This is a genomic window from Bacteroides sp. AF29-11 (assembly GCF_003602895.1).
GTDB classification, from domain to species: domain Bacteria; phylum Bacteroidota; class Bacteroidia; order Bacteroidales; family Bacteroidaceae; genus Bacteroides; species Bacteroides uniformis.
Genome location: NZ_QTLY01000007.1, coordinates 25,456 through 48,721, shown reverse-complemented (window position 1 = coordinate 48,721; position 23,266 = coordinate 25,456). Strand labels below are relative to the sequence as shown.

Sequence of the window (23,266 nt, the reverse complement as noted above, 5' to 3'; positions counted from 1 at the left end):
ACAGAGAAGCGCTGTCAATCTGACATAAAAGTATTACCTTTGCAGCGTTTTCGGCAAAAACATCCATTTTGGCAAAGTTTTTGCTGGGGTACTGATATCGTATTAACTTAAACCCTTAACAGCAATGAAAGCAAAATCATTTTACAAGAATAATAAGCATAACAATATGAATCCGAAAGAAAAAGAAAACAACCAGGAAGAGGAGCTGAAAACTCAAGCTACTCCCAACGAATGTGACGAAGAAACTGTCGGACAAGAAACTTCACAAGAAAACGAAGCTCCCCTGACAGAAGAAGAAAAGCTCGCCCAGGAACTGGAAAAGGCCAATGAACAGATTGAAGAGCAGAAGGACAAATACCTGCGCTTGTCTGCCGAGTTTGACAATTACCGCAAACGCACCATGAAGGAGAAGGCAGAACTTATCCTGAACGGTGGTGAAAAGAGTATCAGCAGTATTCTCCCCATCGTGGATGACTTTGAACGCGCCCTCAAAAACATGGAGACAGCCACCGACGTAGCCGCCGTAAAAGAAGGCGTTGAACTGATCTACAACAAATTCATGTCTGTATTGGGACAAAACGGCGTTAAGGTGATAGAGACAAAGGAACAACCTCTCGATACAGACTATCACGAAGCCATCGCTGTGATTCCGGCACCCAATGAAGCACTGAAAGGCAAAATTCTGGACTGCGTACAAACCGGTTACATCCTAAACGACAAAGTGATCCGTCATGCCAAAGTGGTAGTCGGAGAATAACATAAAACTGTATGGAAAAAAGAGATTACTACGAAGTATTGGAAGTCGAAAAGACAGCAACGGTAGAAGAAATAAAGAAAGCCTATCGCAAGAAAGCCATCCAATATCATCCGGACAAGAATCCGGGCGACAAAACAGCCGAAGAGAAATTCAAGGAAGCGGCAGAGGCATACGACGTACTAAGCAATCCGGACAAGCGTGCCCGCTACGATCAGTTTGGTCATGCCGGACTGGGTGGTGCCGCCGGTAATGGTGGTCCGTTCGGCGGCTTCAGTGGAGGCATGTCCATGGACGACATCTTCTCCATGTTCGGTGACATCTTTGGCGGACACAGTGGAGGAGGTTTTGGAGGTTTTGGAGGTTTCGGCGGAGGTGGCGGCACACAACAACGCCGTTACCGTGGTTCGGACTTGCGCGTCAAGGTAAAACTGAACCTCAAGGAAATCTCTACCGGTGTGGAAAAGAAATTCAAGCTGAAGAAATACGTGCCTTGTACCCACTGTCATGGTACGGGAGCCGAAGGTGACGGTGGTTCAGAGACCTGCCCGACTTGTAACGGCAGCGGCACGGTAATCCGTAACCAGCAAACCATACTCGGCACCATGCAGACAAGAACCACCTGCCCGACATGTGGCGGTGAGGGCAAAATCATCAAGAACAAGTGTAAGGAGTGTGCCGGTGAAGGCATTGTATACGGTGAAGAAGTAGTAACCGTAAAAATCCCGAAAGGTGTTGCAGAAGGTATGCAACTCTCTATGGGCGGAAAAGGAAATGCAGGCAAGCACAACGGTGTACCGGGTGACCTGCTGATTCTTGTAGAGGAAGAGCAAGACCCGAACCTGATACGCGATGAAAATGACTTGATTTACAACCTGCTCCTCAGCTTCCCGACAGCAGCCTTGGGTGGTGCGGTAGAAATTCCCACGATTGATGGAAAGGTGAAAGTAAAAATTGACTCAGGTACGCAACCGGGAAAAGTACTCCGCCTGCGCGGCAAAGGTTTACCCAACGTGAACGGGTACGGCACGGGAGATTTGCTGGTAAATGTCAGCGTATATGTACCCGAAACGCTGAGCAAGGATGAGAAGAGAGCATTGGAGGAGATGGAAGAATCGGATAACTTCAAGCCGAACACTTCGATTAAAGAGAAAATATTCAAAAAGTTCAAGAGCCTGTTTGACTAATAACATGGTACATAAAGAAGCCTCCCGGTATACAATAAAATATATCGGGAGGCTTTCTTATGGGTTTATCGGGGAAAATGTTAAAGCTCCAACATCCGCTTCATAAAAGCCTTTATTCCCTCCACATCAGAAGCCTGAGGAGCCCACGAAGCCAAATCCTCTGAGGGTAGAGGCTGATATGGGCCTTTTTTAATTTCAAAAATAACAGTACCTGACTCCAAGGCAATAATACTATGCCATGTATTAGAAGGAATCTCCAGACCATATTTACCTTCCGAAGGATTGAGGCATACCTTATCTGTTACATTACCGGCATCATCATAAAAAAATGCCAGCAGACTTCCACGCAAAACCAGATAAGTTTCTTCCTTATCTGTATGACGGTGAGGAGGAAGATAAGTTCCCGGTTCCAAAGCATTCAGCAACCGATGAATAGGAGCATCCATAGACGCATGAAAATTATAATTCATACGTAAACGGGAGTTCTCCTTAGCTCGTGAAGTAACGGTATCCAGCAGCTCTTCTGTTATCAGCTTCATCATAACTTCAGCAATTGGGCAAACTTGGCAGGAAGTTCTGCTTTGCACGCCTCAATAGACAAACTTTTTCCTTCATTATTTACTAATATAGCAGCCTTCTGCAAGGAAGCCAATAAGGTAACTTCCGACACATTACCGGCAACAAACAAACATCCGGAAAAAAGAGGAGTAATCACCTTCCGGGTATGCCCTTTCCATTTTACAAACACAGCCTGCATCGGGCAATATGTAGTATATCCCGCAGCATTCAAACGCTGCATCAACTTATGTTCAGACTTGGGTGCTGTGTACAATGCATGCCAGCACATCATATCATTATCCGTCATCATATTGTTTGCTTTTTCCATCCCTTTAATAAATCTTTTACAAATAATATCCATCCCACACTGCCGACACCTGCCAAGAACATGAAGCCGATCAAAATCATCAATTTATTGGGCTTTGCAGGCTTCAAAGGTACCGTAGCCGGCTGGACAACCGTATATACCGGTGTAATCTCCTGCACCTTAGCTCTTGCCATCTGCAATTGTTGAGACACTTGTGTATATACTTGATAGGCTAAATTCATTTCATTCTGTAAACGCTCTTGCTCTGCGCGATAACTCAGCAATATTATATTCTGGTTTGCATCTACAAAATTTGCGTATTTCTTCTGGGCAGACTCATAACTGGCCTTTGCTTCTCCATAAAGTTTTTCGGTAAATGCCAAATCATGACGAGCTTTATTAGTTCGATAATCTGTGATGTAGTTCTGCAGGCAATGCATCACGGTATCCGTCAGCGAAGCAGATATCAAAGGATCCTGCATAGTAACAGACAAGGTTGTCACACCTGTCTTTTTGTCTACGGAAACAGAGATACGTTTACTTAAAGCATCTGCAATGGCAGACTCATCTCTAGTAAGACGAAAAGGATCCAGCTTTGCATCCCCCTCTTCCGGTTCATCCTTAAACAAAGACAATGTCCATCCTAACACCTTAAAAGGAGCGGAGAAAATTGCACTCCACCAAGGAGAACGCTGTTCTTCTTTCAAATAAGCATATAAAGTCGTGTCTACTTTTGCTTTCTGATCCTTGACTTTAACATCGAACAGTTCAATCAGAAAAGGAGTAGAACTTACAATATCAGGATAAAGTTCGGGTGACAAAGCATCTTCACCAGAAGAAGTACCCAAATTGATACCCGCCATGGCTGCAAGGGCTCCCATACTTCCGCCACCAGATTTACCACCACTCTCCGGAGCCAACGTCACACTTGTAGAATACTCCTTAGGAATACTAAATGCAACAACCAGTCCAACAAGGGCAGCGATACCACACGCCTTAAAAACCAATTTGCGACTAGCCCATACTTTCTGGGCCAGTTCTATCAAATCTATTTCTTGTTCCTCTGGTTGTGGAGAAGTTATGTTTTGTATTCTTTCTTCGCTCATAATTCAAATTACTTAAAGAGATTAACCATAGTCGCAATCATCGCTGCAATAGAAGCTGTCGTACTTCCCATTCCCAGAATTTCAGTAGTAGTCATCTTCCTTTTCTGTTCTTTACTTGGAACAATTATTTCACAACCTGGTTCAATGGCTTTCTTGTTTCCTGCTCTTAAACGAGAAACTGTACCATTCATGTATATTACATAGACCTTGCGTTTCTTGGCGTCATTACCAAAGCCACCAGCCTGGTTGATGTAATATTTCAAGCTTTCACCCTTTTTATATAAAACTGTATTCGGATACATTACAGCACCGTTGATTTTCACTGTACTTACGTACTCCGGAACAAATAATACATCTCCCTCGCGAAGCACCATATCAGCATCTGAACCAGGATTTTTCAAGGCCTCTCCCAGATTTATACCTACAGAATAGGTATCGGACAAATCCAATCTTTTTACAGATATGGAATCTCCGCCTCCCGCTTGCGCCATACGCAGAGCATCTTCCTTACGGCGGAATTCTTCTTCGGTCATCCTACGTATAAGACGCGCTCCTTTTATATAAGCATCGGGAGTTACTCCACCAGCCTTAGCTATCAAGTCACTCAAACGTTCATTCTTTTTCGATAGTGCATAATTACCGCTAAAAAGGACTTCTCCGCCCACCATAACATTCTGTTGTTTAAAATAGGACGGACTCTTACGAACATAAATTTCATCAAAAGGCTCAAGATGGAAATCCTGGCTTCCTTCTCCCACCAATAAGCCATCTTTCAAATCAAAAGAGAAATTCTGGCCTACTGTAGTACTGAAAGATGTACTCTTCGGATCTTTCATGCGCCGTGCAACTTCAACCTTTGTTGTAGCCGCCGCCTCCAACAAGCCACCAGCCTGCAACACCAAATCCTCTACTGTCATTTTATCAGAATAAAGATATGTACCCGGATTGGCAACTTCACCATGAATGGTAAGTGTAGCTTCTTCCTTCAAGTCATGAATACTTGGAATATATAAAATGTCATTCTTCTGCAAAGGAATATCTGCAGCCGTCCCGTTCAGCAAACCTTTCACATCTACTTGTATAACCTCATGCGACAAGTCTTCAAGTTCACGATCGATTATAGCACGGTTTAAGAATGCATCTCCGCGAAGTCCTTCCGCTTTCTTAATCAGCTGCTTCACTGTATTCATCGTACCGTCCAACTGATACAAACCTTCACGATATACAGCACCGCGGATTTCCACACGATTCTCAAAACGCTGTAAAACGGAATCAACCGTTATCTTATCACCGTCATCTACGCGGAATACGGAATAATCCATCTCATCCACATTATAAATTTGATGCTCACGTCCACTTTTACGGATTATACGTAATGCTTTCTTATAAGCATCACCCGTAAAACCACCTGAATACTTCAATAATGTACCTACGGTTTCAGTGGGTTTCATTTCATAAAACATCGGACGTTTTACCTTACCTAATATCTGTACCAGTGACTGGTAAGGATCCACAAGAATTACATCACCATCCTGCAGACGGATGTCATCCTTCATTTTTCCTTTCATAAGTAAATCGTAAACATCCAAATCCGCTATTGTATTTCCATTGCGAATCACTTTAATACTGCGCAAACTACCAATCGGATTCACACCACCTGCACGATATAAAGCATGAAATACGGAAGCAAATGATGAGAGGGTATAAGTTCCGGGCACCACAACTTCACCCATAACGTTTACTTGAATAGAACGTATTTCTCCTAATGTCAGTTTAACTTGGGTAGACGGAACATTTCCGGTTACTCCAGAATATATTCTGGCAAATTCTTGTTTCAAATAATTATTGGCTTCCTTTACTGTTTTGCCACTCAGATAAACCGGTCCTAAATTATTCACAAGAATACTTCCTTCCGGAGAGATTGTTTGTCGAATCGTTGTTTCAGAAGCTCCCCACACATCAATAATCACCTCGTCACCAGGTCCCAGACGATAATTCTCGGGAGTAGCAACATTCACATTGGGTTCGAAAGTCAAATTATCGTTAGTAAAAATATTATGACCATAAATTTGCGAAGTCGGATCCTCTGTTTCCTTCTCTTGAGACAAGGAACGATTATCCATCATTTGTAAAGAATCTCCTGCAACATCCGTTTGTCTGGCAGAATAAGTTTCCGAGGTTGTACGCAGCCCTTTGACTACGCCACTCATTTCACCACGTTGACGAGAACGCTTCTCATCTTGGGTATTGCTCTGCGGACTTCCAGATTTAGAGTTTTCATACTTTTTCTGAATTCTTTCAACTTGTTCCTTTGTCACTCCCCGCCGCATTAATTCAGTAGTAATCTGCTTTTGATTTTTGCCCATCTGCTGAGCGCTTTTTACATACTGAACAACCTGATCATCTGACATCTGCTGAGCAAAAGCTACCCCTGACAAAGTAAATACCAAAAAGAATAGTGTTATTAATCTACGCATAAGATATTCTGATTAATCTTTTGAGTTCTTGTAATAAATATAAATCGGGCACAAAGGTAATATATTATTTTTATAATATACATTTATTCCACCTCTAAGTTTCAGAAAAAGCATTAAAAAGCTGTCACTTTCACGTCTTTTCATTGGGTAGAAGAAAGCGGGAAAATTGGCACTATTTTTTTCATTAGTCCAATCAAAATAGCCTTTTTTTCAGTATAACTATGTTGCACCAAGGCCAGCACTTCTTCCCGCACATGTTCATAATCATCAACAGATGCCTTTTCACGCTTTATCTTTTCACTGATTACAGAATCCAAAAGTCCATCCCCAGGCCCTCCCACAATGTACACTTCTCCCCCATCCCCCATGACTCCCACTTCCAGGGTGAGCATACAAGCTTCAGACAAGGTAATCAAACAATGAGTATTCGTCGGATACACCTCACCCAAACGTACTATGAACATATCAGTTTCCCCTTTGTCGCGTTTCAACCTGCAATCAGATGACTGCACATATATTTCCGCCACACGCTTACTATATTCCATAGCATTTTCCGGATGACGTGCATTAGCAGCAGATATCATAACCATACGGGACACTCTATACTTTACCGCCAGGTCTGCAATATTCACTGTCCCCGATATATTCGTTTGAATTGCCTCCGACACAAAATCATCCATCAGTTGTACATGCTTATAAGCAGCAGAATGAAAAACAAGTTGAGGACGTGTTTCTTCAAATATAGCCTCCATACGCGTACGGTTAGCAACATCTGCAACCAATACACGGACCTCCAGATTCTTCCAATGATCAGACAATTCCAACTGTACATCATACAATGGGGATTCTGCCTGATCTACCAGAATCAACTGATAAGGATTCAGTGTAGCCAACTGGCGGACGATTTCCCTTCCTACAGCTCCCGCCGCTCCCGTAACCATTACTCTACGCCCCTCGATATGGGCCGTAATTTTACGCACGTCAACTTGTACCGGTTCTCTACGGAGCCAATCTTCTATTTGAATGTCCTTTATCAGTCCATCGTCCATACAATCGCTTAAGGGAGGAACGGTCATTACATGAATATCATGAGAGAACAGTTTATCCAGCATTCCGGAATTTTCCAAATCCGACACCTTGCTTGGAGAGATAATGATTGTATCCACTTTCTTTTTCTTTAGACGGTCAAACAGCTGCTCATCATTGGGATATACCCTGCATCCCATCGTATGTTTACCTATCATATCAGGTTCGTCCGAAATAAAGCCACGCAGGCGATAATGATTATTACGACTAACTCTCAAGGATTTTGCAACATTGACTCCAGTCCCATGGAATCCATAAATAAAAACATTCACGCAATGACGTGCATCAAAAGCAATAGCTTCATAAAGCATCTTCACAGCAATGCGCATACAAGCCATCAGAGAGAAGGTGAACATATATGCCATAAACAGAATGCTGTTCGGCAAAGTTTCTCCAAGCCCCGAAACAGACCAACAGCAATTCCCTAAAAACAGTACAACATAGCTTATCGTAAGACTCCAAAACACACGATAAATATCTACAAAAGAGGAAAAACGGATAACACCCACATAAGTACGGAGAATATGAAAGAAACAGATATTACACAAGACAGCCCAAATGGTCAGCCATACATACAAAGAAATTTCATAAGATACGGACGAAAGCCTATATTGCAAAAAACATGCAGAAAGCATGGAAATCACAACGATAATTACATCTACCAACAGCACCGTCCATTTGGACGCTATGCGTGAAGAAAGATATTTATAATAGATTCTTAAATTCATAATCAGTATCAGACTTATTTGCTATAGGACCTACGACAAAGATGCTTCTTTTCGTTTTATTATCCAATTTTTATGGCAATAAAGTTCAGGACATTCAAATAGAAAATTATCCCACTAAAATATTTCTAAAAAAAACAGAGATTCTTTTTGCCTTTTCAAATAAAGATGTACCTTTGCACCCCGTAAACAAAAGCTTATTGCCGCTATAGCTCAGTTGGTAGAGCAACGCATTCGTAACGCGTAGGTCGCCAGTTCAAGTCTGGCTAGCGGCTCGATATTCAAGCACTGATTATCTGGAATAATCAGTGCTTTTTCTTTTCAAGAATCGTTAGAATAAAAAACGCTCTTCTACGAATATATTTGCATAAAACACAATGCCCTTCCAAACAGTTTAATCCATAGCCGCATAATTATCCCAAAGCAAGTAAAGCTAGTTTAAAACAGCACCATCTGATTACAATGATAACTTGAAACATATAGGTACATTATTAAAAGCATAATACACCTTATATTATACATAGTAATCCCCAATATTTGCGGCAACTTTTCAATAACCCAATTTTTCAATCTTAAATAAAGGATTGAGGTGATTGAAGAACACAAGCCAAAATCAAAAGGCTACCATAGGTTTCTATAACATACTATAAACAAATGAAAAGAATCAAATTATTTACAGCGGCTTTGCTGCTGGCGGCTATATCCGCAGGAAACGATGTGTGGGCGCTTTCCGATTCAGGAAAGAAAGACACGCGTCCGATAGAATCACCCAAATTCTTCAGTGGAAACGCCCACCCGCTGCTTCCACCTCCTTCAATTCAGACTCTTTGCAGACTGTCTCTACAAAGATAGACACAGACAAAGACGGCATTCACGACCTTTATTTCGTGTTTAAAGGCAAGGAGCTGAAGGTAGATGAATGGATGTTTGAGAGATTTTGAGTTAGCCTTACTGTGCTTTATTTCCACATTTACTAAGAATTATTCGTCCGACATCTGTTGCATTATCGTCCGACAGCTGTCGGACGATAATGCAACAGATGTCGGACGAATAAGCAACAACCGTCGGACGAATAATTCTCTGCAAGGAAAAACATAATCTATCGTAGTCCTCAAAGGTATTCAGCGCAATACCGGAAACTATTCATATGATAAGCACTACGCATTCGACCATCACTACAGATTCTCTCTGAAAAAAGCATGCTCCGACTATGTAGTTTCCAATAAAAAATGTATCTTGCGGAGATTTATTAAATACGATATGAACATGAAACCCTATCTAATCCCCTTCTTTGCAACTGTTGCACTGACCGCAACCGCTCAACAAAAAAACGAGATTACCAGCGTCCTCGAAATACTGGATGTAACCAACGGTAACCGGACCGTCGTAAAAGAATTTCCCTACCGGATTGAAGCTCCCAATTGGACGCCCGACGGGCAATGGCTGCTATACAACAGCGAAGGAAAGCTTTACCGCCTTTCCCCCACCTCGCCTGCCGAACCGGAACTGATAAACGCCGGATTTGCCCAAAACTGCAACAACGACCACGTCCTCTCGACCGACGGACAGCAGATAGCCATCAGCCACGGGACGAAAGAAGACTATAAATCGCGCATTTATACACTTCCCATCACGGGCGGCACTCCCCGTTTAATAACACCTATGGCTCCCAGCTACCTCCACGGTTGGAGCCCCGACGGCAAAGAGCTTGCCTATTGCGCCGAACGAAACGGCAACTATGACGTCTATACCATCCCGGCGGAAGGAGGTGAAGAAACCCGCCTGACCACTGCCGAAGGTCTGGATGACGGACCGGAATATTCCCCCTGCGGACAATACATCTGGTTCAATTCCGTACGCACCGGACTCATGCAAGTCTGGCGCATGAAGGCAGACGGCTCCGAACAGACCCAGATGACCTTTGACGAAACCCGTAACTCCTGGTTCCCCCACATCTCCCCTGACGGAAAATCCGTTGTATTCATCACCTACTACAAAGGTGACCTGGAACCGGGAGAGCACCTGGCAAACAAGAACGTAGAGCTGCGCCTAATGCCCGCAAACGGTGGAGAACCCAAGACATTGTTAAAGCTTTTCGGTGGACAAGGCACCATCAATGTCAACTCATGGGCACCGGACAGCAAACGCATAGCCTTTGTCAGCTATCGAATTAACTGATATGACTTGATGGTTTTCACTCCATTTTTTACTAACTTTGCCCGACTAAAGATGCAGTAAAACAAAATGGAAAAGAAGAAAATCATTATCGGAACATTCGTCGCACTGATTCTTATTGGAGCAGCTTGTGCAGGAACAGTATACTACTATCTGTTTGCCCCGCAATTCCATCCGAAAAAGACAGTCTATATCTATATAGACCGCGACGACACCGCCGACTCTATATATAATAAGGTGGAACAACAAGGCCATCCTCGAAGCTTCACCGGCTTCCGCTGGATGGCCCAATACAAGAAATATTCCGAAAATATACACACCGGACGCTACGCCATCCGGCCGGGGGAAAACGTATATCACGTATTCAGCCGTCTGTACCGCGGATATCAAGAACCTACGAACCTCACCGTCGGCAGCGTACGCACACTGGACCGGCTGGCACGCAGCGTAGGCAAACAGCTCATGATAGACTCCACCGAAATAGCCGGATTGATGAACGACTCCGCATTCCAACAAAAACTGGGATACAACAAAGAGACCCTGCCCTGCCTCTTCATCCCCGAAACCTACCAAGTCTATTGGGACATGAGTGCAGAAGAGTTCTTCGAAAGAATGCAAAAAGAGCACCAGAAGTTCTGGAACCAGGAACGCTTAGACAAAGCCACCGCCATCGGAATGACCCCGACGGAAGTCTGCACCCTCGCCTCCATCGTCGAGGAAGAGACAAACAACAATCCCGAAAAACCAATGGTGGCAGGGCTCTACATCAACCGCCTGCACACCGGCATGCCCCTGCAAGCCGACCCTACCATCAAATTTGCCTTGCAGGACTTCGGCTTGCGGAGAATTACGAATGCCCATCTGGCAGTAAAGTCACCCTACAACACCTACATCAATGCCGGACTACCTCCCGGTCCCATACGCATCCCCTCACCCATCGGGCTGGATGCTGTGCTGAATTATACGAAACACAACTACCTCTATATGTGTGCCAAAGAGGACTTCTCGGGCACCCATAACTTTGCATCCAATTATGCCGAGCACATGAAAAATGCAAGAAAATATTGGAATGCATTAAACGAAAGAAAGATTTTCAAGTAATCTGCTGATAAAATAAAAGCAAAATCCTATATTTGCGTCAAATATTAATCCATGACTAACACTTAAATATTCAGATATGAGCAAGCAACTCTTACTTGGCGATGAAGCCATTGCACAAGCTGCATTAGACGCCGGACTTTCGGGTGTATATGCCTATCCCGGCACTCCTTCTACGGAAATCACCGAATATATTCAGATGGCACCGATTACTGCCGAAAAGAACATCCATAACCGCTGGTGCTCCAACGAGAAAACTGCAATGGAAGCTGCCCTGGGCATGTCCTTTGCAGGCAAGCGTTCATTGGTGTGCATGAAGCACGTGGGTATGAACGTAGCTGCCGACTGTTTCATCAACTCTGCCATTACCGGCATAAAAGGTGGTCTGATAGTCATTGCTGCCGACGACCCCAGCATGCATTCCTCTCAGAACGAGCAGGACAGCCGTTTCTATGGCGACTTCTCCCTCATCCCGATGTACGAACCAAGCAACCAGCAGGAAGCATACGACATGGTGTACAACGGATTCAACTTCTCCGAACAGACCGGCGAACCCATCCTGATGCGCATGGTTACGCGCCTGGCACACTCCCGTTCCGGCGTAGAGCGCAAGGAGCAACAACCGCAGAATGAGATTTCCTTCAGCGAAGACCCGCGTCAGTTCATCCTCCTGCCGGGTAATGCACGCAAACGCTACAAAGCATTGCTGCAACGCCAGGACGAATTTATCAAAGCTTCTGAAAACTCCGCTTACAACAAATATACCGACGGCCCCAACAAAAAGCTGGGTATCGTGGCATGCGGCATCGGCTACAACTACCTAATGGAAAACTATCCCGAAGGTTGCGAATATCCGGTACTGAAAATCGGACAATACCCGTTGCCCAAGAAACAGCTGATGCAGCTGGTAGAAGCATGTGACGAGATTCTGGTACTGGAAGACGGACAACCGTTCGTAGAAAAACAACTGAAAGGCTATCTGGGCATCGGCATCAAAGTAAAAGGCCGTTTGGACGGCACTCTTTCACAAGACGGAGAGCTGAACCCGGACAGCGTGGCACGTGCCGTAGGCAAGGAGAACAAGGCTGAATTCAGCGTTCCTTCTCTGGTAGAGATGCGCCCGCCCGCTTTGTGCGAGGGTTGCGGCCATCGCGACATGTACACGGTGCTGACCCAAGTATTGAAAGAAGAATATCCCACTTATAAGGTGTTCAGCGACATTGGTTGCTACACGCTGGGAGCCAATGCCCCATTCAACGCCATTAACTCTTGTGTGGATATGGGCGCCTCCATCACCATGGCGAAGGGTGCTTCAGATGCCGGCCTGCATCCTGCCGTAGCCGTCATCGGCGACTCCACCTTCACCCACTCGGGCATGACGGGACTGCTGGATTGCGTCAACGAAAACGCCGACGTCACCATCGTCATCTCCGACAACGAAACCACCGCCATGACCGGAGGACAAGATTCTGCCGGCACCGGACGTCTGGAAGCCATCTGCGCCGGCATCGGTGTAGCTCCCGAACACATCCGCGTCGTAGTGCCCTTGAAGAAAAACTACGAAGAGATGAAGCAAATCATCCGGGAAGAAATCGAGCACCACGGCGTATCCGTCATCATCCCCCGCAGAGAATGTATCCAAACATTAGCACGCAAAAAAAGAAACAAGTAAAGCCATGAAAAAAGACATCATACTTTCCGGCGTAGGAGGACAAGGTATCCTCTCCATCGCCACCGTAATCGGCAAAGCAGCCCTCAAGGACGGACTCTACATGAAGCAGGCAGAAGTACACGGCATGAGCCAGCGAGGCGGCGACGTGCAGTCCAACCTGCGCATCAGCGACCAACCCATCGCTTCGGACCTCATTCCCACAGGAAAATGCGACCTCATCATCTCCCTGGAACCGATGGAAGCACTGCGCTACCTCCCCTACCTCAGCCCCGAAGGTTGGCTGGTGACCAATGAAGCCCCCTTCATCAACATTCCCAACTATCCGGCAGAAGAAGACATCAAGGCCGAAATCAACAAGCTGCCGCATAAAATCATGCTGAACGTAAACGAAGTGGCAAAAGAAGTCGGCTCTCCCCGCGTAGCGAACATCGTACTGCTGGGCGCCACCATCCCCTTCCTCGGCATCGACTACGCAAAGGTGCAAGACAGCATCCGCGAAATCTTCCAACGCAAGGGCGACGCCATTGTAGAGCTGAACCTCAAAGCATTGGCTGCCGGCAAAGAGATTGCTGAAAAACTGATGTAAACTATAATTGACTCTAAATTTCAACATACCATGAATAACAAATACTGGGAAGAAGAGATTGAAACGATGCCCCGTGAGCAGTTGCGCGAACTGCAACTGCAACGGTTAAAAAAGACTGTCAGCATTGCCGCCAACTCTCCTTATTATAAAAAGGTATTCCAAGAGCATGGCATCACTGCCGACAGCATCCGGTCTATAGAAGACATACGTAAGATACCGTTTACTACCAAGGCCGATATGCGCGCCAATTATCCTTTTGGATTAGTAGCAGGCGATATGCGTGAGGACGGAGTACGTATCCATTCTTCCAGTGGCACTACGGGCACGCCGACGGTCATCGTACACTCCCAACACGATTTGGACTCTTGGGCTAACTTAGTGGCACGCTGCCTCTATATGGTAGGTATCCGTAAGACGGATGTTTTCCAAAACAGCTCCGGTTACGGCATGTTCACCGGAGGACTGGGCTTTCAGTATGGAGCCGAACGCCTGGGTGCGCTGACTGTTCCTGCCGCTGCCGGAAACAGCAAGCGTCAGATAAAGTTCATCACCGACTTCAAGACCACTGCCCTGCATGCCATTCCCAGCTATGCCATCCGCTTGGCAGAGGTATTCCAGGAAGAAGGGATGGACCCCGCCGGCACAAGTCTGAAAACGCTTGTTATCGGTGCCGAACCCCACACAGACGAGCAACGCAGAAAGATTGAACGCATGCTTGGCGTCAAAGCCTATAACAGCTTTGGTATGACTGAAATGAACGGTCCCGGCGTAGCCTTCGAGTGCACCGAACAAGACGGCATGCACTTCTGGGAAGATTGCTACCTGGTCGAAATCATTAACCCGGAAACCGGCGAACCCGTACCGGAAGGTGAAATCGGCGAACTGGTACTGACAACGCTGGACAGAGAGATGATGCCCCTCATCCGCTACCGTACACGCGACCTTACCCGCATCCTGCCCGGCAAGTGCCCTTGCGGACGTACCCACATCCGTATAGACCGCATCAAAGGCCGTAGCGACGATATGTTCATCATCAAGGGAGTCAATATCTTCCCCATGCAGGTGGAAAAGGTGCTGGTACAATTCCCCGAATTGGGCAGCAATTACCTCATCACGCTCGAAACGGTCAATAACCAGGATGAGATGATTGTGGAAGTTGAACTTAGCGACCTCTCTACTGACAATTACATCGAGCTACAAAAGATTAGCAAAGCCATTACCCGCCAGCTGAAAGACGAGATTCTGGTAACTCCGAAGTTACGGTTGGTAAAGAAAGGTTCCTTGCCGCAGAGCGAAGGAAAAGCCGTCAGGGTAAAAGACTTACGGGACAACAAATAAACTGTAAAAAAAACTCTTTTCAAAACAGACCATCTGTTCACCCGATACAGATGGTCTGTCTTGTATAAACACATCATCTATCTTCCCTTGACACATCATCTGTTTCAGCATCACGTATCATCGTTTCACAATCACCCACATCCGCATAAAACGAAAGAGGAACGGTTATCCAAACAGATTACCGTTCCTCTTTTATAGAAAGCCGCACCGATGATGTGATGAAACTCCGTATGACATGATTTGAGTGCTCCTCCTCTTTGTAATCCACCGACTCAAGAGTTACCCCGAAGGGCGTGGCCCGCCATTGAGAAGCGAAGCTTGTCTCGGTATTTCATAAAAATTGATGAGTTTCCCGATCCAATCAATGCGGCTATTTTTTCTATAACAAAGGTAATGAGTTTCTATGAAAGAAACAAGTAAAAGCAGTAAATTGTTTCAAGTCCTTTTCAAGTTTTAACCCCTCCCCGGAGTATCAGAAAACAAAAAGTGCTGACTACCAAAAGAGTAATCAGCACCTCGTAATTTATCTGCTAACTGTTTTTATGCAGCCTTTGCTTTAGCAACGATAGCCTTGAAAGCTTCCGGATGGTTCATCGCTAAATCAGCCAACACTTTGCGGTTGATTTCGATACCAGCTTTATGCAAAGCGCCCATCAGCTTAGAGTAAGACATACCTTCCAGACGAGCAGCAGCGTTGATACGCTGAATCCACAAAGCACGGAAGTTTCTTTTCTTGTTCTTACGGTCACGGAACGCATAGGTCAAACCTTTTTCCCAAGTATTCTTGGCAACGGTCCAAACGTTCTTTCTTGCACCAAAGTAACCTCTGGTCAATTTCAAAATTTTCTTTCTTCTTGCTTTAGAAGCAACATGATTTACTGATCTTGGCATAGTTTTACTTGTTTTTGAATGTTAGCGCCGTTACTTCACGCAGCGGACTTAAAGCTAATGCATTCGGTTAATAACTTTAATACTTTTGTACGCTTTTCAATTACTTCATTGCTAAGAGCTCTTTCACCTGGCTTACATCTGTTGTACTAACAAGTGTAGAGTAGCACAAGTTTCTTTTCTGCTTCTTAGTTTTCTTAGTCAGGATGTGACTATGAAAAGCGTGCTTTCTTTTGATTTTACCTGTTCCGGTAAGAGTAAATCTCTTTTTAGAACCGGAGTTAGTCTTCATCTTTGGCATCTTTTTTAAACTTTTTAATTATTAAATTATATGGCAACGCACTATACCTATGGCGTTACTCACTTCTTTATTCTTCTTCGGTTTCAGCCGACGCAGCCTTTGGCGCATCTTCTGCAGGCTTGGGAGCCGCGCTCTTCTTAGGTGCCGCCACTTTCTTCGGAGAGAGCTGGATTGTCATTCTCTTTCCTTCCAAAACCGGCATTTGGTCTACCTTCGCATAGTCTTCCAAATCATTGGCAAAACGGAGCAGCAACACTTCACCTTGCTCTTTGAACAAGATGGAACGTCCTTTAAAGAATACGTAGGCCTTCACCTTGTCACCATCTTCCAAAAAGCCTTTAGCATGCTTCAACTTGAAGTTATAGTCATGGTCATCTGTCTGAGGTCCAAAACGTATTTCCTTCACGTTCACTTTTACCTGCTTTGCCTTTTGCTCTTTCTGACGCTTCTTTAACTGATAAAGAAATTTAGAATAATCAATAATACGACAAACAGGGGGTTGTGCATTTGGAGAAATCTCCACGAGATCCGCTTCATGTTCTTCAGCAAGTCTTAAAGCCTGCGCTATCGGATACACTTTTGGTTCTACTTCATCGCCCACTATGCGGACTTCTTTGGCCCGGATTTGTTCGTTAATCCGATGTTGCCCTTTTAAGCTGTCATTCTTCATTAAATAACGTTTACTTCCAGTTTGTTTCTTATTTACTATTCCCAAATTAATGTTTTTGTTAAGTAAAAGCGAACTTTAGAACATCTAATATATGCTATGCTTCTACAATTGGGCGCAAAGTTACCATTTATTTATCATATTCTGAACTTCTTCGTTCATTTTTTTGGCAAATTCTTCAAATTTCATGGTTCCTTTATCACCTTCTCCCTGCTTGCGGACAGCAACTTCCTTGTTTTCAGCCTCCTTTTCACCTACAACCAGCATGTACGGAATACGCTTCATCTCATTGTCACGAATCTTACGACCAATCTTTTCATTGCGTTCATCCACAATGGCACGGATGTCATATCGCTTCAAATATTGTTTCACTTCATGCGCATAGTCGTTGAACTTCTCGCTGATAGGCAGGATGGCAACCTGGTCAGGAGTCAGCCACAACGGGAACTTACCGGCCGTATGCTCAATAAGCACAGCCACGAAGCGTTCCATGGAGCCGAACGGAGCACGGTGAACCATTACGGGACGGTGCTTCTGATTGTCAGCACCGGTATATTCCAGCTGGAAACGTTCCGGCAGGTTGTAGTCCACCTGGATGGTACCCAGCTGCCAACGGCGACCGATGGCATCCTTCACCATGAAGTCCAGTTTAGGCCCATAGAAAGCGGCTTCTCCATATTCTATTTTTGCCTTCAACCCCTTTTCTTCACAAGCTTCGATGATGGCGCGTTCTGCTTTTTCCCAGTTCTCGTCGCTACCGATGTATTTTTCGCGGTTCACTTTGTCGCGCAAGGAAATCTGTGCCTCAAAGTTCTCGAAGTCCATAGATTCGAACACGATGGAGATAATGTCCATAACACGGAGGAACTCATCCTTCACCTGGTCCGGACGGCAGAAGATATGCGCATCATCCTGCGTAAAGCTACGTACACGTGTCAAACCGTGCAACTCGCCACTCTGCTCGTAACGGCAAACCGTACCGAACTCTGCCAAACGCAAAGGCAGGTCTTTGTAAGAACGGGGTGAGTTCTTGTAAATCATACAGTGGTGAGGGCAGTTCATCGGTTTCAAGAAGTACTCTTCCCCTTCTTCCGGCGTATGTATGGGCTGGAAGGAGTCCTTACCATATTTTGCATAATGGCCGGAAGTGATGTAAAGCAATTTGTTGCCGATGGGTGGACACATTACTTCCTGATAATCGTAACGGGCCTGGATGCGGCGCAAGAAATCCTGCAAGCGGATACGCAGTGCAGTACCTTTGGGAAGCCACATCGGCAATCCCTTACCTACGGTGTCAGAGAACATGAACAAGTCCATCTCCTTACCGATTTTACGGTGATCGCGCTTCTTGGCTTCTTCCAGCAGAACAAGATGCTCATCCAGCATCTTCTTCTTCGGAAAGGTGATACCATAGATACGGGTCATCATCTTACGGTCCTCCTGTCCACGCCAATAAGCACCGGCAACGGAAGTCAGCTTGATAGCCTTGATAGGAGCTGTGGTCATCAAGTGAGGGCCACGGCACAAGTCGGTAAATGCACCCTGCGTATAAGTTGTGATGTGGCCGTCTTCCAATTCGGAAATCAGCTCGCATTTATAAGTTTCTCCACGGTCACCGAACATCTTCAAAGCATCCGCCTTGGCAATGTCTTGTCTGACAACCGCTTCTTTCTTAGCCACCAGTTCAGCCATCTTTTTCTCAATGGCTGGCAGGTCAGCTTCCTTGATAGTCGTGTCACCCGGGTCCACATCATAGTAGAAACCGTTTTCGATAGCAGGACCTATACCGAACTGGATGCCCGGATAGAGTTCCTGCAAAGCTTCGGCCAGCAAGTGGGCACTGGTATGCCAAAAGGCATGTTTACCCTGCTCATCCTCCCATTTATAAAGAACCACTTCAGCGTCTTGCATGATAGGACGCCCCAAATCATAAATTTCTCCGTTCACGCCACAAGCCAGCACGTCTTGTGCCAATCGCGAACTGATGCTTTCTGCAATCTGCAGTCCCGTTACTCCTTCGTTATATTCACGAACAGAGCCGTCTGGAAATGTTATCTTTATCATAGTTTATATGTATATTTCATTTTTCAGAACGCAAAAATAGCTAATTCTTTTTGATATTCTATTTTTTAGCAAAAAAATGTTATTCCCGTGTATCTGTAAACCTCTTTATGATATTATAGGCCGAGACAATGCCCAACTCTCCGGCTTTACTCAAATCGGCAATACCTTGTTTGTTATTCCCCAGGAAGATGTGCGTCAACCCACGGTTAAAGTATGCTTCAGCAAAATCGGGACTCAGCTCAATCGCCTTGTCATAATCCGCCAAGGCGGCACGGTAATCCTTCAGTAACGAAGACACATTGCCACGGTTATAATAGCCATAGACAAAATCAGGAGCCAATAGAATAACGTGATCCAGGTCATTCTTCACAACTTCATAATCGATGGCTGTCACTTCAGGCTTCTTCATTTCCGTTGTACCCGAAGTGGCACCTTCACTCATTGTGGCTTCGGCCTTTTTATATTCCAGTTGCTTATAACGCACCAAAGCACGCATAAAGTATGCCGGGAAGAAAGTGTCGTCCAACAAGATACTCTTTGTAAAGTCATCTATGGAACTGGCAAAATCCTGAACCAGATAGAAATCCAGACCTCTCATGAAACGTTTCTTGGCGTTCTTCTCGTCAGCCACCACATCAGACGTATGAGCGTCTATCAAAGCAAAGTGGAAGCGTACTTGTTCCTCCGTCAGCGGAGCTTCCATATTGGTGATGCGCAGTGGCTTCGGGAACAGTTTCGAATGGTTCAGTTCCTCAATATACTTATGATAATGTACGATACGCTTCACATCGCTCAGTTTCTCATAATAAGTCAAAGCATACATCGGCTCAAGCTTGATGGTCACATTTCGGTCTTGTACACGTCCGCGATAATCGCTCTTATAACGCTGGTCAGCTTCCGAATCGTCCGCTATTACAATTTTCCGATAATTTTCCATGTTCTTGTCGGATTTCTTACGGGTCTTCCCACCATCTCCATTGGAGTTTTCCGAGGAATTATCCGCAACATCCTTACTGTCGTCACCTTCCTTTTTGTCACCGGAAGAAACACCGTTACGCTTGTCTATCTGCATCTTCATGATTTTGAACTCATCCTGCTCGGCTCCCTTATGGTCGCCAATCTTTTTACGGGCTTCGGCACGCTGATAATAGCCGGCCATAAAGTTAGGATATTCTGCAATCACTTTGGAATAGTCACTGATAGCTCCCCGGTAATCCCCCGTCTGCGCACGTAACAAACCACGATTGAAGGTGGCCATCATGTTATCCGGTTCCATCTTCAACACAAAATCAAAATCCTCTATTGCCCGGTTGTCATCGCCCACCTGGGCACGCAGCAAACCGCGGTTGTAGTGCCCGAGAAAATTATTCGGATCAATATCCAAAGCCAAATCATAGTCACTCATGGCGCCTCTCAAATTATTCTGATGGAAACGCGCCAAGGCACGGTTGATATAGTTACCGGCATTCTTTGCACTCAGATGGATAGACTGGTCCAAATCAGCTTCAGCCTCTTTATACTTCCCCTGCTGGAGGCGTACAATGGCTCTTGCCCCCCATCCATCCGGGTCATAACGGTCCATATCGATGGCTTTGTCAAAATCACGCAAAGCTTGTATCGTATCGTTCTGTTTCAGGGAGACTTCCCCGCGCATCAGATAAGCACGTGTATATCTGGGGGCAATTGTCAGAAGCGTACCCAAATCTTCCTTAGCCGCCTTATAATCTTCTTTCTGAATATGGCAAAGGGAAAGATTATGCCAAAGCACCACATTCTCCGGGTCGTATTTGATGGCAGTTTTATAATCTTCAATCGCCTCGTCAAACTTGTTCTGACGGATACGTGCCAATCCTCTGATTTGGTAAGCACCTACCACAAAAGGGTTCCGCTGAATCGCAGCATCACAATCACTCTCCGCTCCCTGATAGTCATCCAAATTGATTTTTGCCAGTCCACGGAAGAAATAAGGCTCATATAAATAAGGTTTCGCGTTGATTACTTGATTAAAATATTGGATAGAAAGCACGTAATCCTCAAAATACAATGCATTCCGAGCAATGGTCATCACCCGTTCCGTATTGATTTGTGCATACAACAATGTGGGTAACAGCAAAATAGCCGTCAGTATTTTTTTTATCATCTTGTTTTATAAATGCTTGTAAACGAAACAAAAGTAACGTTTTTCGTTTACTTGTCGGGATTAGCGGAACACTTTTTATATTTTTTGAGCCTTTTATACCATATTATATGGTTAAACTTATTTCTTTACGGTTTTCACCTTATAAGTGCAGTGTGCCTTGCCTTTCAACATGGCATTCAGTTTTCCTTTAATCATCTGCTTGCGTAACGGAGACAAATGGTCGATGAACATCTTTCCTTCCAGATGGTCGAACTCGTGCTGCATCACGCGTGCCAGGTAACCTTCGATAATCTCATCGTGCGGTTCCAAGTTCTCGTCCAGGTATTGCACGCGTATTTTGTTGCCACGCTTCACTGATTCATGAATTCCTGGAAGGCTCAAGCAACCCTCGTCCATAGAAACTTCCTCACCGGACACTTCCAGAATATGGGCATTGATATACGCCTTGCGGAAATCTTTATATTCTGGCAAATCATCAGACAAGACATCCAGATTAATGGTTACTACGCGGATAGGCAAACCTATTTGCGGTGCAGCAAGTCCCACACCTTCAGCATTGTCCATCGTTTCAAACATATTCTCAATAAGTTCTTTCAAATTCGGATAGTCCGGGGCAATATCCTCTGCTACCTTTCTCAATACGGGCTGGCCGTACACATAAATGGGTAAAATCATTTCCTTTACTACAAATTACTAATTACAAATTACTTTCTATACATTATAAAAAAGAGAAACGTTTGTTCTCTAAATAAGTTTGCAGAATAATAGTTGCACTGATTTCATCCACCAGTGCTTTATTTTGGCGGTCTTTCTTTTTCAATCCGGCCTCAAGCATCGTCCGATGAGCCAGAACAGAAGTAAAACGCTCGTCTACATATTCAACCGGCATGTCAGGCAGTTTCTTCTTCAGCGAACGGACAAAAGGTTCGATATTCTTCATATTTTCCGAAGCCTCATTGTTCATCTGCTTAGGAAAGCCTACCAAGATACGCTCTACCGGCTCCTTAGCCACATAATCAAGAAGAAACTGCAACAATTGGTGTGTAGGCACAGTTGTCAGTCCATTCGCAATCATCTGCAATGTATCACTCACGGCTATTCCCGTGCGTTTCCGACCGTAGTCTATGGCTATTATTCTACTCATAATGGGCTACAAAATTACGATTAAAATTTGAATTCCGCCGTTAATCTTACATATATAATACAGAAAAAGGGATGTCTGATAGTATCAAACATCCCCTCCTCTGATTTTTTCACTAATTATTTCAAATGAATTTTGTATGTCAACCCTCCACTGAAATATTTCATCCTCTGCATTTCCACCTGCACATGCAGATGCTTGAACAACAGATAAGTGGCTCCCAAGGCAAAGTCCTTGGAGTCATATTCCGCTATCATCCTTAACTGCGGATGAAAGGACGGATTGTAGGTGACACCCAATGCAAAGCCATTCAGTTTGTACTCCTTGCGGTTGTTGTAAAGGTAGGAAAGATGGACACCGATCTCCTCCTTACCCACAACGGGTATATGCTTGGAGGCGGCAATATAGAAACGACTGTAATAGCCGTTACCTTCCGTGGTGCCGACCTGGCCGCCGCCGGAGGAAGTGAACGGGTCGGACGTCCCCAGCACGACAGCCGGCATGTATTTCCAGAACTGCCCCTCCTTCAACACACGCAGACGGGCGGAAAAGTAGCGGTCCTGGTTCGTGAATCCGCTGTATCCGTATGGCTTCAATCCCAACGCCTCCGCCTTGAAGAGCGTACACGTGTAGGCCACTTCCAGAAAGGGAAAGACTGTGACATTCAGGAAGTAGTTGTAGGTATGATAGTACCAGGTGGGTGGTGTGAGCTCCTTGTTCAGGAAGTTACCGCCAACCATGAAGGTCTTGTCACGCTGCATCTCCGCAGAGGGTGCATGCAACAGCCCGGTCGTACCATACGTCAACTGGGAAAAGGCCGAAAGGGAAAGGCTGCAAAACAGAACGATAAAGAATAGCTTAAACTTCATCATCACATATAAATTCAGTCGCTGATAAAAAATGGATTGCTTTATGACATGCATCGGACATAGTACCAAAAAAAGGCGTCTGAGTCCCAGACGCCTTCATTTTTAGAGTCTATTTGTCACTTGGAGT

Annotated in this window: 21 protein-coding genes and 1 tRNA gene; 9 read left to right on the top strand and 13 right to left on the bottom strand. The window is 45.0% G+C overall.

Features of this window, described 5'->3' with window-relative positions; translation table 11 throughout:
* Window positions 1-124: 124 nt before the first annotated feature.
* Both DWZ03_RS12655 and dnaJ read left to right on the top strand, forming a co-directional pair.
* The gene (locus DWZ03_RS12655; protein ID WP_005827933.1) at window positions 125-757 is read left to right on the top strand and encodes a nucleotide exchange factor GrpE; all 633 of its coding nucleotides are present in this window, start codon (window positions 125-127) and stop codon (window positions 755-757) included.
* A gap of 11 nt (window positions 758-768) precedes the next feature.
* Entirely contained in the window at window positions 769-1,941 is a 1,173-nt protein-coding gene (dnaJ, locus tag DWZ03_RS12650; RefSeq protein ID WP_057088198.1) for a molecular chaperone DnaJ, read from the top strand.
* 80 nt (window positions 1,942-2,021) lie between these two features.
* Here the strand turns inward: dnaJ and DWZ03_RS12645 are convergent, their stop codons facing one another.
* The 5 genes from DWZ03_RS12645 to DWZ03_RS12625 form a co-directional block, all read right to left on the bottom strand.
* The gene (locus tag DWZ03_RS12645) at window positions 2,022-2,480 is read right to left on the bottom strand and encodes a WbuC family cupin fold metalloprotein (RefSeq protein ID WP_044468723.1); all 459 of its coding nucleotides are present in this window, start codon (window positions 2,478-2,480) and stop codon (window positions 2,022-2,024) included.
* Window positions 2,480-2,827 carry a UpxY family transcription antiterminator gene (locus tag DWZ03_RS12640; RefSeq protein WP_120130219.1) on the bottom strand — a complete coding sequence of 116 codons (348 nt, stop codon included), beginning with the start codon at window positions 2,825-2,827 and terminating at the stop codon, window positions 2,480-2,482. The genes DWZ03_RS12645 and DWZ03_RS12640 overlap by 1 nt, the downstream gene beginning before the upstream one ends.
* Entirely contained in the window at window positions 2,806-3,912 is a 1,107-nt protein-coding gene (locus DWZ03_RS12635) for a Wzz/FepE/Etk N-terminal domain-containing protein (RefSeq protein ID WP_016273442.1), read from the bottom strand. The genes DWZ03_RS12640 and DWZ03_RS12635 overlap by 22 nt, the downstream gene beginning before the upstream one ends.
* An 8-nt stretch (window positions 3,913-3,920) precedes the next feature.
* Window positions 3,921-6,389 carry an SLBB domain-containing protein gene (locus tag DWZ03_RS12630; RefSeq protein WP_117962626.1) on the bottom strand — a complete coding sequence of 823 codons (2,469 nt, stop codon included), beginning with the start codon at window positions 6,387-6,389 and terminating at the stop codon, window positions 3,921-3,923.
* A gap of 140 nt (window positions 6,390-6,529) precedes the next feature.
* The gene (locus DWZ03_RS12625; RefSeq protein ID WP_117703614.1) at window positions 6,530-8,203 is read right to left on the bottom strand and encodes an SDR family NAD(P)-dependent oxidoreductase; all 1,674 of its coding nucleotides are present in this window, start codon (window positions 8,201-8,203) and stop codon (window positions 6,530-6,532) included.
* A gap of 199 nt (window positions 8,204-8,402) precedes the next feature.
* Here DWZ03_RS12625 and DWZ03_RS12620 point away from each other — a divergent pair.
* The 7 genes from DWZ03_RS12620 (at window position 8,403) to DWZ03_RS12590 (ending at window position 15,069) form a co-directional block, all read left to right on the top strand.
* Window positions 8,403-8,475 (top strand) — tRNA-Thr (locus DWZ03_RS12620).
* 379 nt (window positions 8,476-8,854) lie between these two features.
* Window positions 8,855-9,052 (top strand): hypothetical protein, encoded by a 198-nt coding sequence (locus DWZ03_RS12615; RefSeq protein WP_081106209.1) that lies wholly within the window; start codon window positions 8,855-8,857, stop codon window positions 9,050-9,052.
* 414 nt (window positions 9,053-9,466) lie between these two features.
* A complete protein-coding gene (locus DWZ03_RS12610; RefSeq protein WP_120130287.1) occupies window positions 9,467-10,378 on the top strand; it encodes a TolB family protein in 912 nt (303 codons plus the stop codon).
* Between the two features lie 66 nt (window positions 10,379-10,444).
* Window positions 10,445-11,476 carry an endolytic transglycosylase MltG gene (gene mltG, locus DWZ03_RS12605; protein WP_098032839.1) on the top strand — a complete coding sequence of 344 codons (1,032 nt, stop codon included), beginning with the start codon at window positions 10,445-10,447 and terminating at the stop codon, window positions 11,474-11,476.
* A 76-nt stretch (window positions 11,477-11,552) separates the two neighbouring features.
* Window positions 11,553-13,145, top strand: coding sequence for a thiamine pyrophosphate-dependent enzyme (locus DWZ03_RS12600; RefSeq protein WP_005827886.1), 1,593 nt, complete (start codon window positions 11,553-11,555; stop codon window positions 13,143-13,145).
* Between the two features lie 4 nt (window positions 13,146-13,149).
* Complete coding sequence (locus tag DWZ03_RS12595; RefSeq protein ID WP_009036846.1) at window positions 13,150-13,731, top strand: indolepyruvate oxidoreductase subunit beta; 582 nt, start codon at window positions 13,150-13,152, stop codon at window positions 13,729-13,731.
* Between the two features lie 30 nt (window positions 13,732-13,761).
* Window positions 13,762-15,069: a phenylacetate--CoA ligase gene (locus tag DWZ03_RS12590; protein ID WP_005827882.1), complete on the top strand. Its 1,308-nt coding sequence runs from the start codon at window positions 13,762-13,764 to the stop codon at window positions 15,067-15,069.
* A gap of 540 nt (window positions 15,070-15,609) precedes the next feature.
* Here DWZ03_RS12590 and rplT read toward each other — a convergent pair.
* The 8 genes from rplT to DWZ03_RS12550 all read right to left on the bottom strand — a co-directional run bounded on the left by rplT (window position 15,610) and on the right by DWZ03_RS12550 (window position 23,142).
* Window positions 15,610-15,960, bottom strand: coding sequence for a 50S ribosomal protein L20 (gene rplT, locus DWZ03_RS12585; RefSeq protein ID WP_004289896.1), 351 nt, complete (start codon window positions 15,958-15,960; stop codon window positions 15,610-15,612).
* Between the two features lie 100 nt (window positions 15,961-16,060).
* Window positions 16,061-16,258 carry a 50S ribosomal protein L35 gene (gene rpmI / locus DWZ03_RS12580; protein ID WP_005827880.1) on the bottom strand — a complete coding sequence of 66 codons (198 nt, stop codon included), beginning with the start codon at window positions 16,256-16,258 and terminating at the stop codon, window positions 16,061-16,063.
* Between the two features lie 67 nt (window positions 16,259-16,325).
* Window positions 16,326-16,928, bottom strand: coding sequence for a translation initiation factor IF-3 (gene infC / locus DWZ03_RS12575; RefSeq protein WP_005827878.1), 603 nt, complete (start codon window positions 16,926-16,928; stop codon window positions 16,326-16,328).
* Between the two features lie 120 nt (window positions 16,929-17,048).
* Window positions 17,049-18,989: a threonine--tRNA ligase gene (gene thrS / locus DWZ03_RS12570; RefSeq protein ID WP_120130218.1), complete on the bottom strand. Its 1,941-nt coding sequence runs from the start codon at window positions 18,987-18,989 to the stop codon at window positions 17,049-17,051.
* 79 nt (window positions 18,990-19,068) lie between these two features.
* Window positions 19,069-21,129, bottom strand: coding sequence for a tetratricopeptide repeat protein (locus DWZ03_RS12565; RefSeq protein WP_120130217.1), 2,061 nt, complete (start codon window positions 21,127-21,129; stop codon window positions 19,069-19,071).
* A 117-nt stretch (window positions 21,130-21,246) separates the two neighbouring features.
* Window positions 21,247-21,804 (bottom strand): peptide deformylase, encoded by a 558-nt coding sequence (gene def, locus DWZ03_RS12560; RefSeq protein ID WP_005827872.1) that lies wholly within the window; start codon window positions 21,802-21,804, stop codon window positions 21,247-21,249.
* Between the two features lie 43 nt (window positions 21,805-21,847).
* Window positions 21,848-22,273, bottom strand: coding sequence for a Holliday junction resolvase RuvX (gene ruvX / locus DWZ03_RS12555; protein ID WP_005836066.1), 426 nt, complete (start codon window positions 22,271-22,273; stop codon window positions 21,848-21,850).
* A 116-nt stretch (window positions 22,274-22,389) separates the two neighbouring features.
* Window positions 22,390-23,142: a YjbH domain-containing protein gene (locus tag DWZ03_RS12550; RefSeq protein WP_120130216.1), complete on the bottom strand. Its 753-nt coding sequence runs from the start codon at window positions 23,140-23,142 to the stop codon at window positions 22,390-22,392.
* Between the last annotated feature and the right edge of the window lie 124 nt (window positions 23,143-23,266).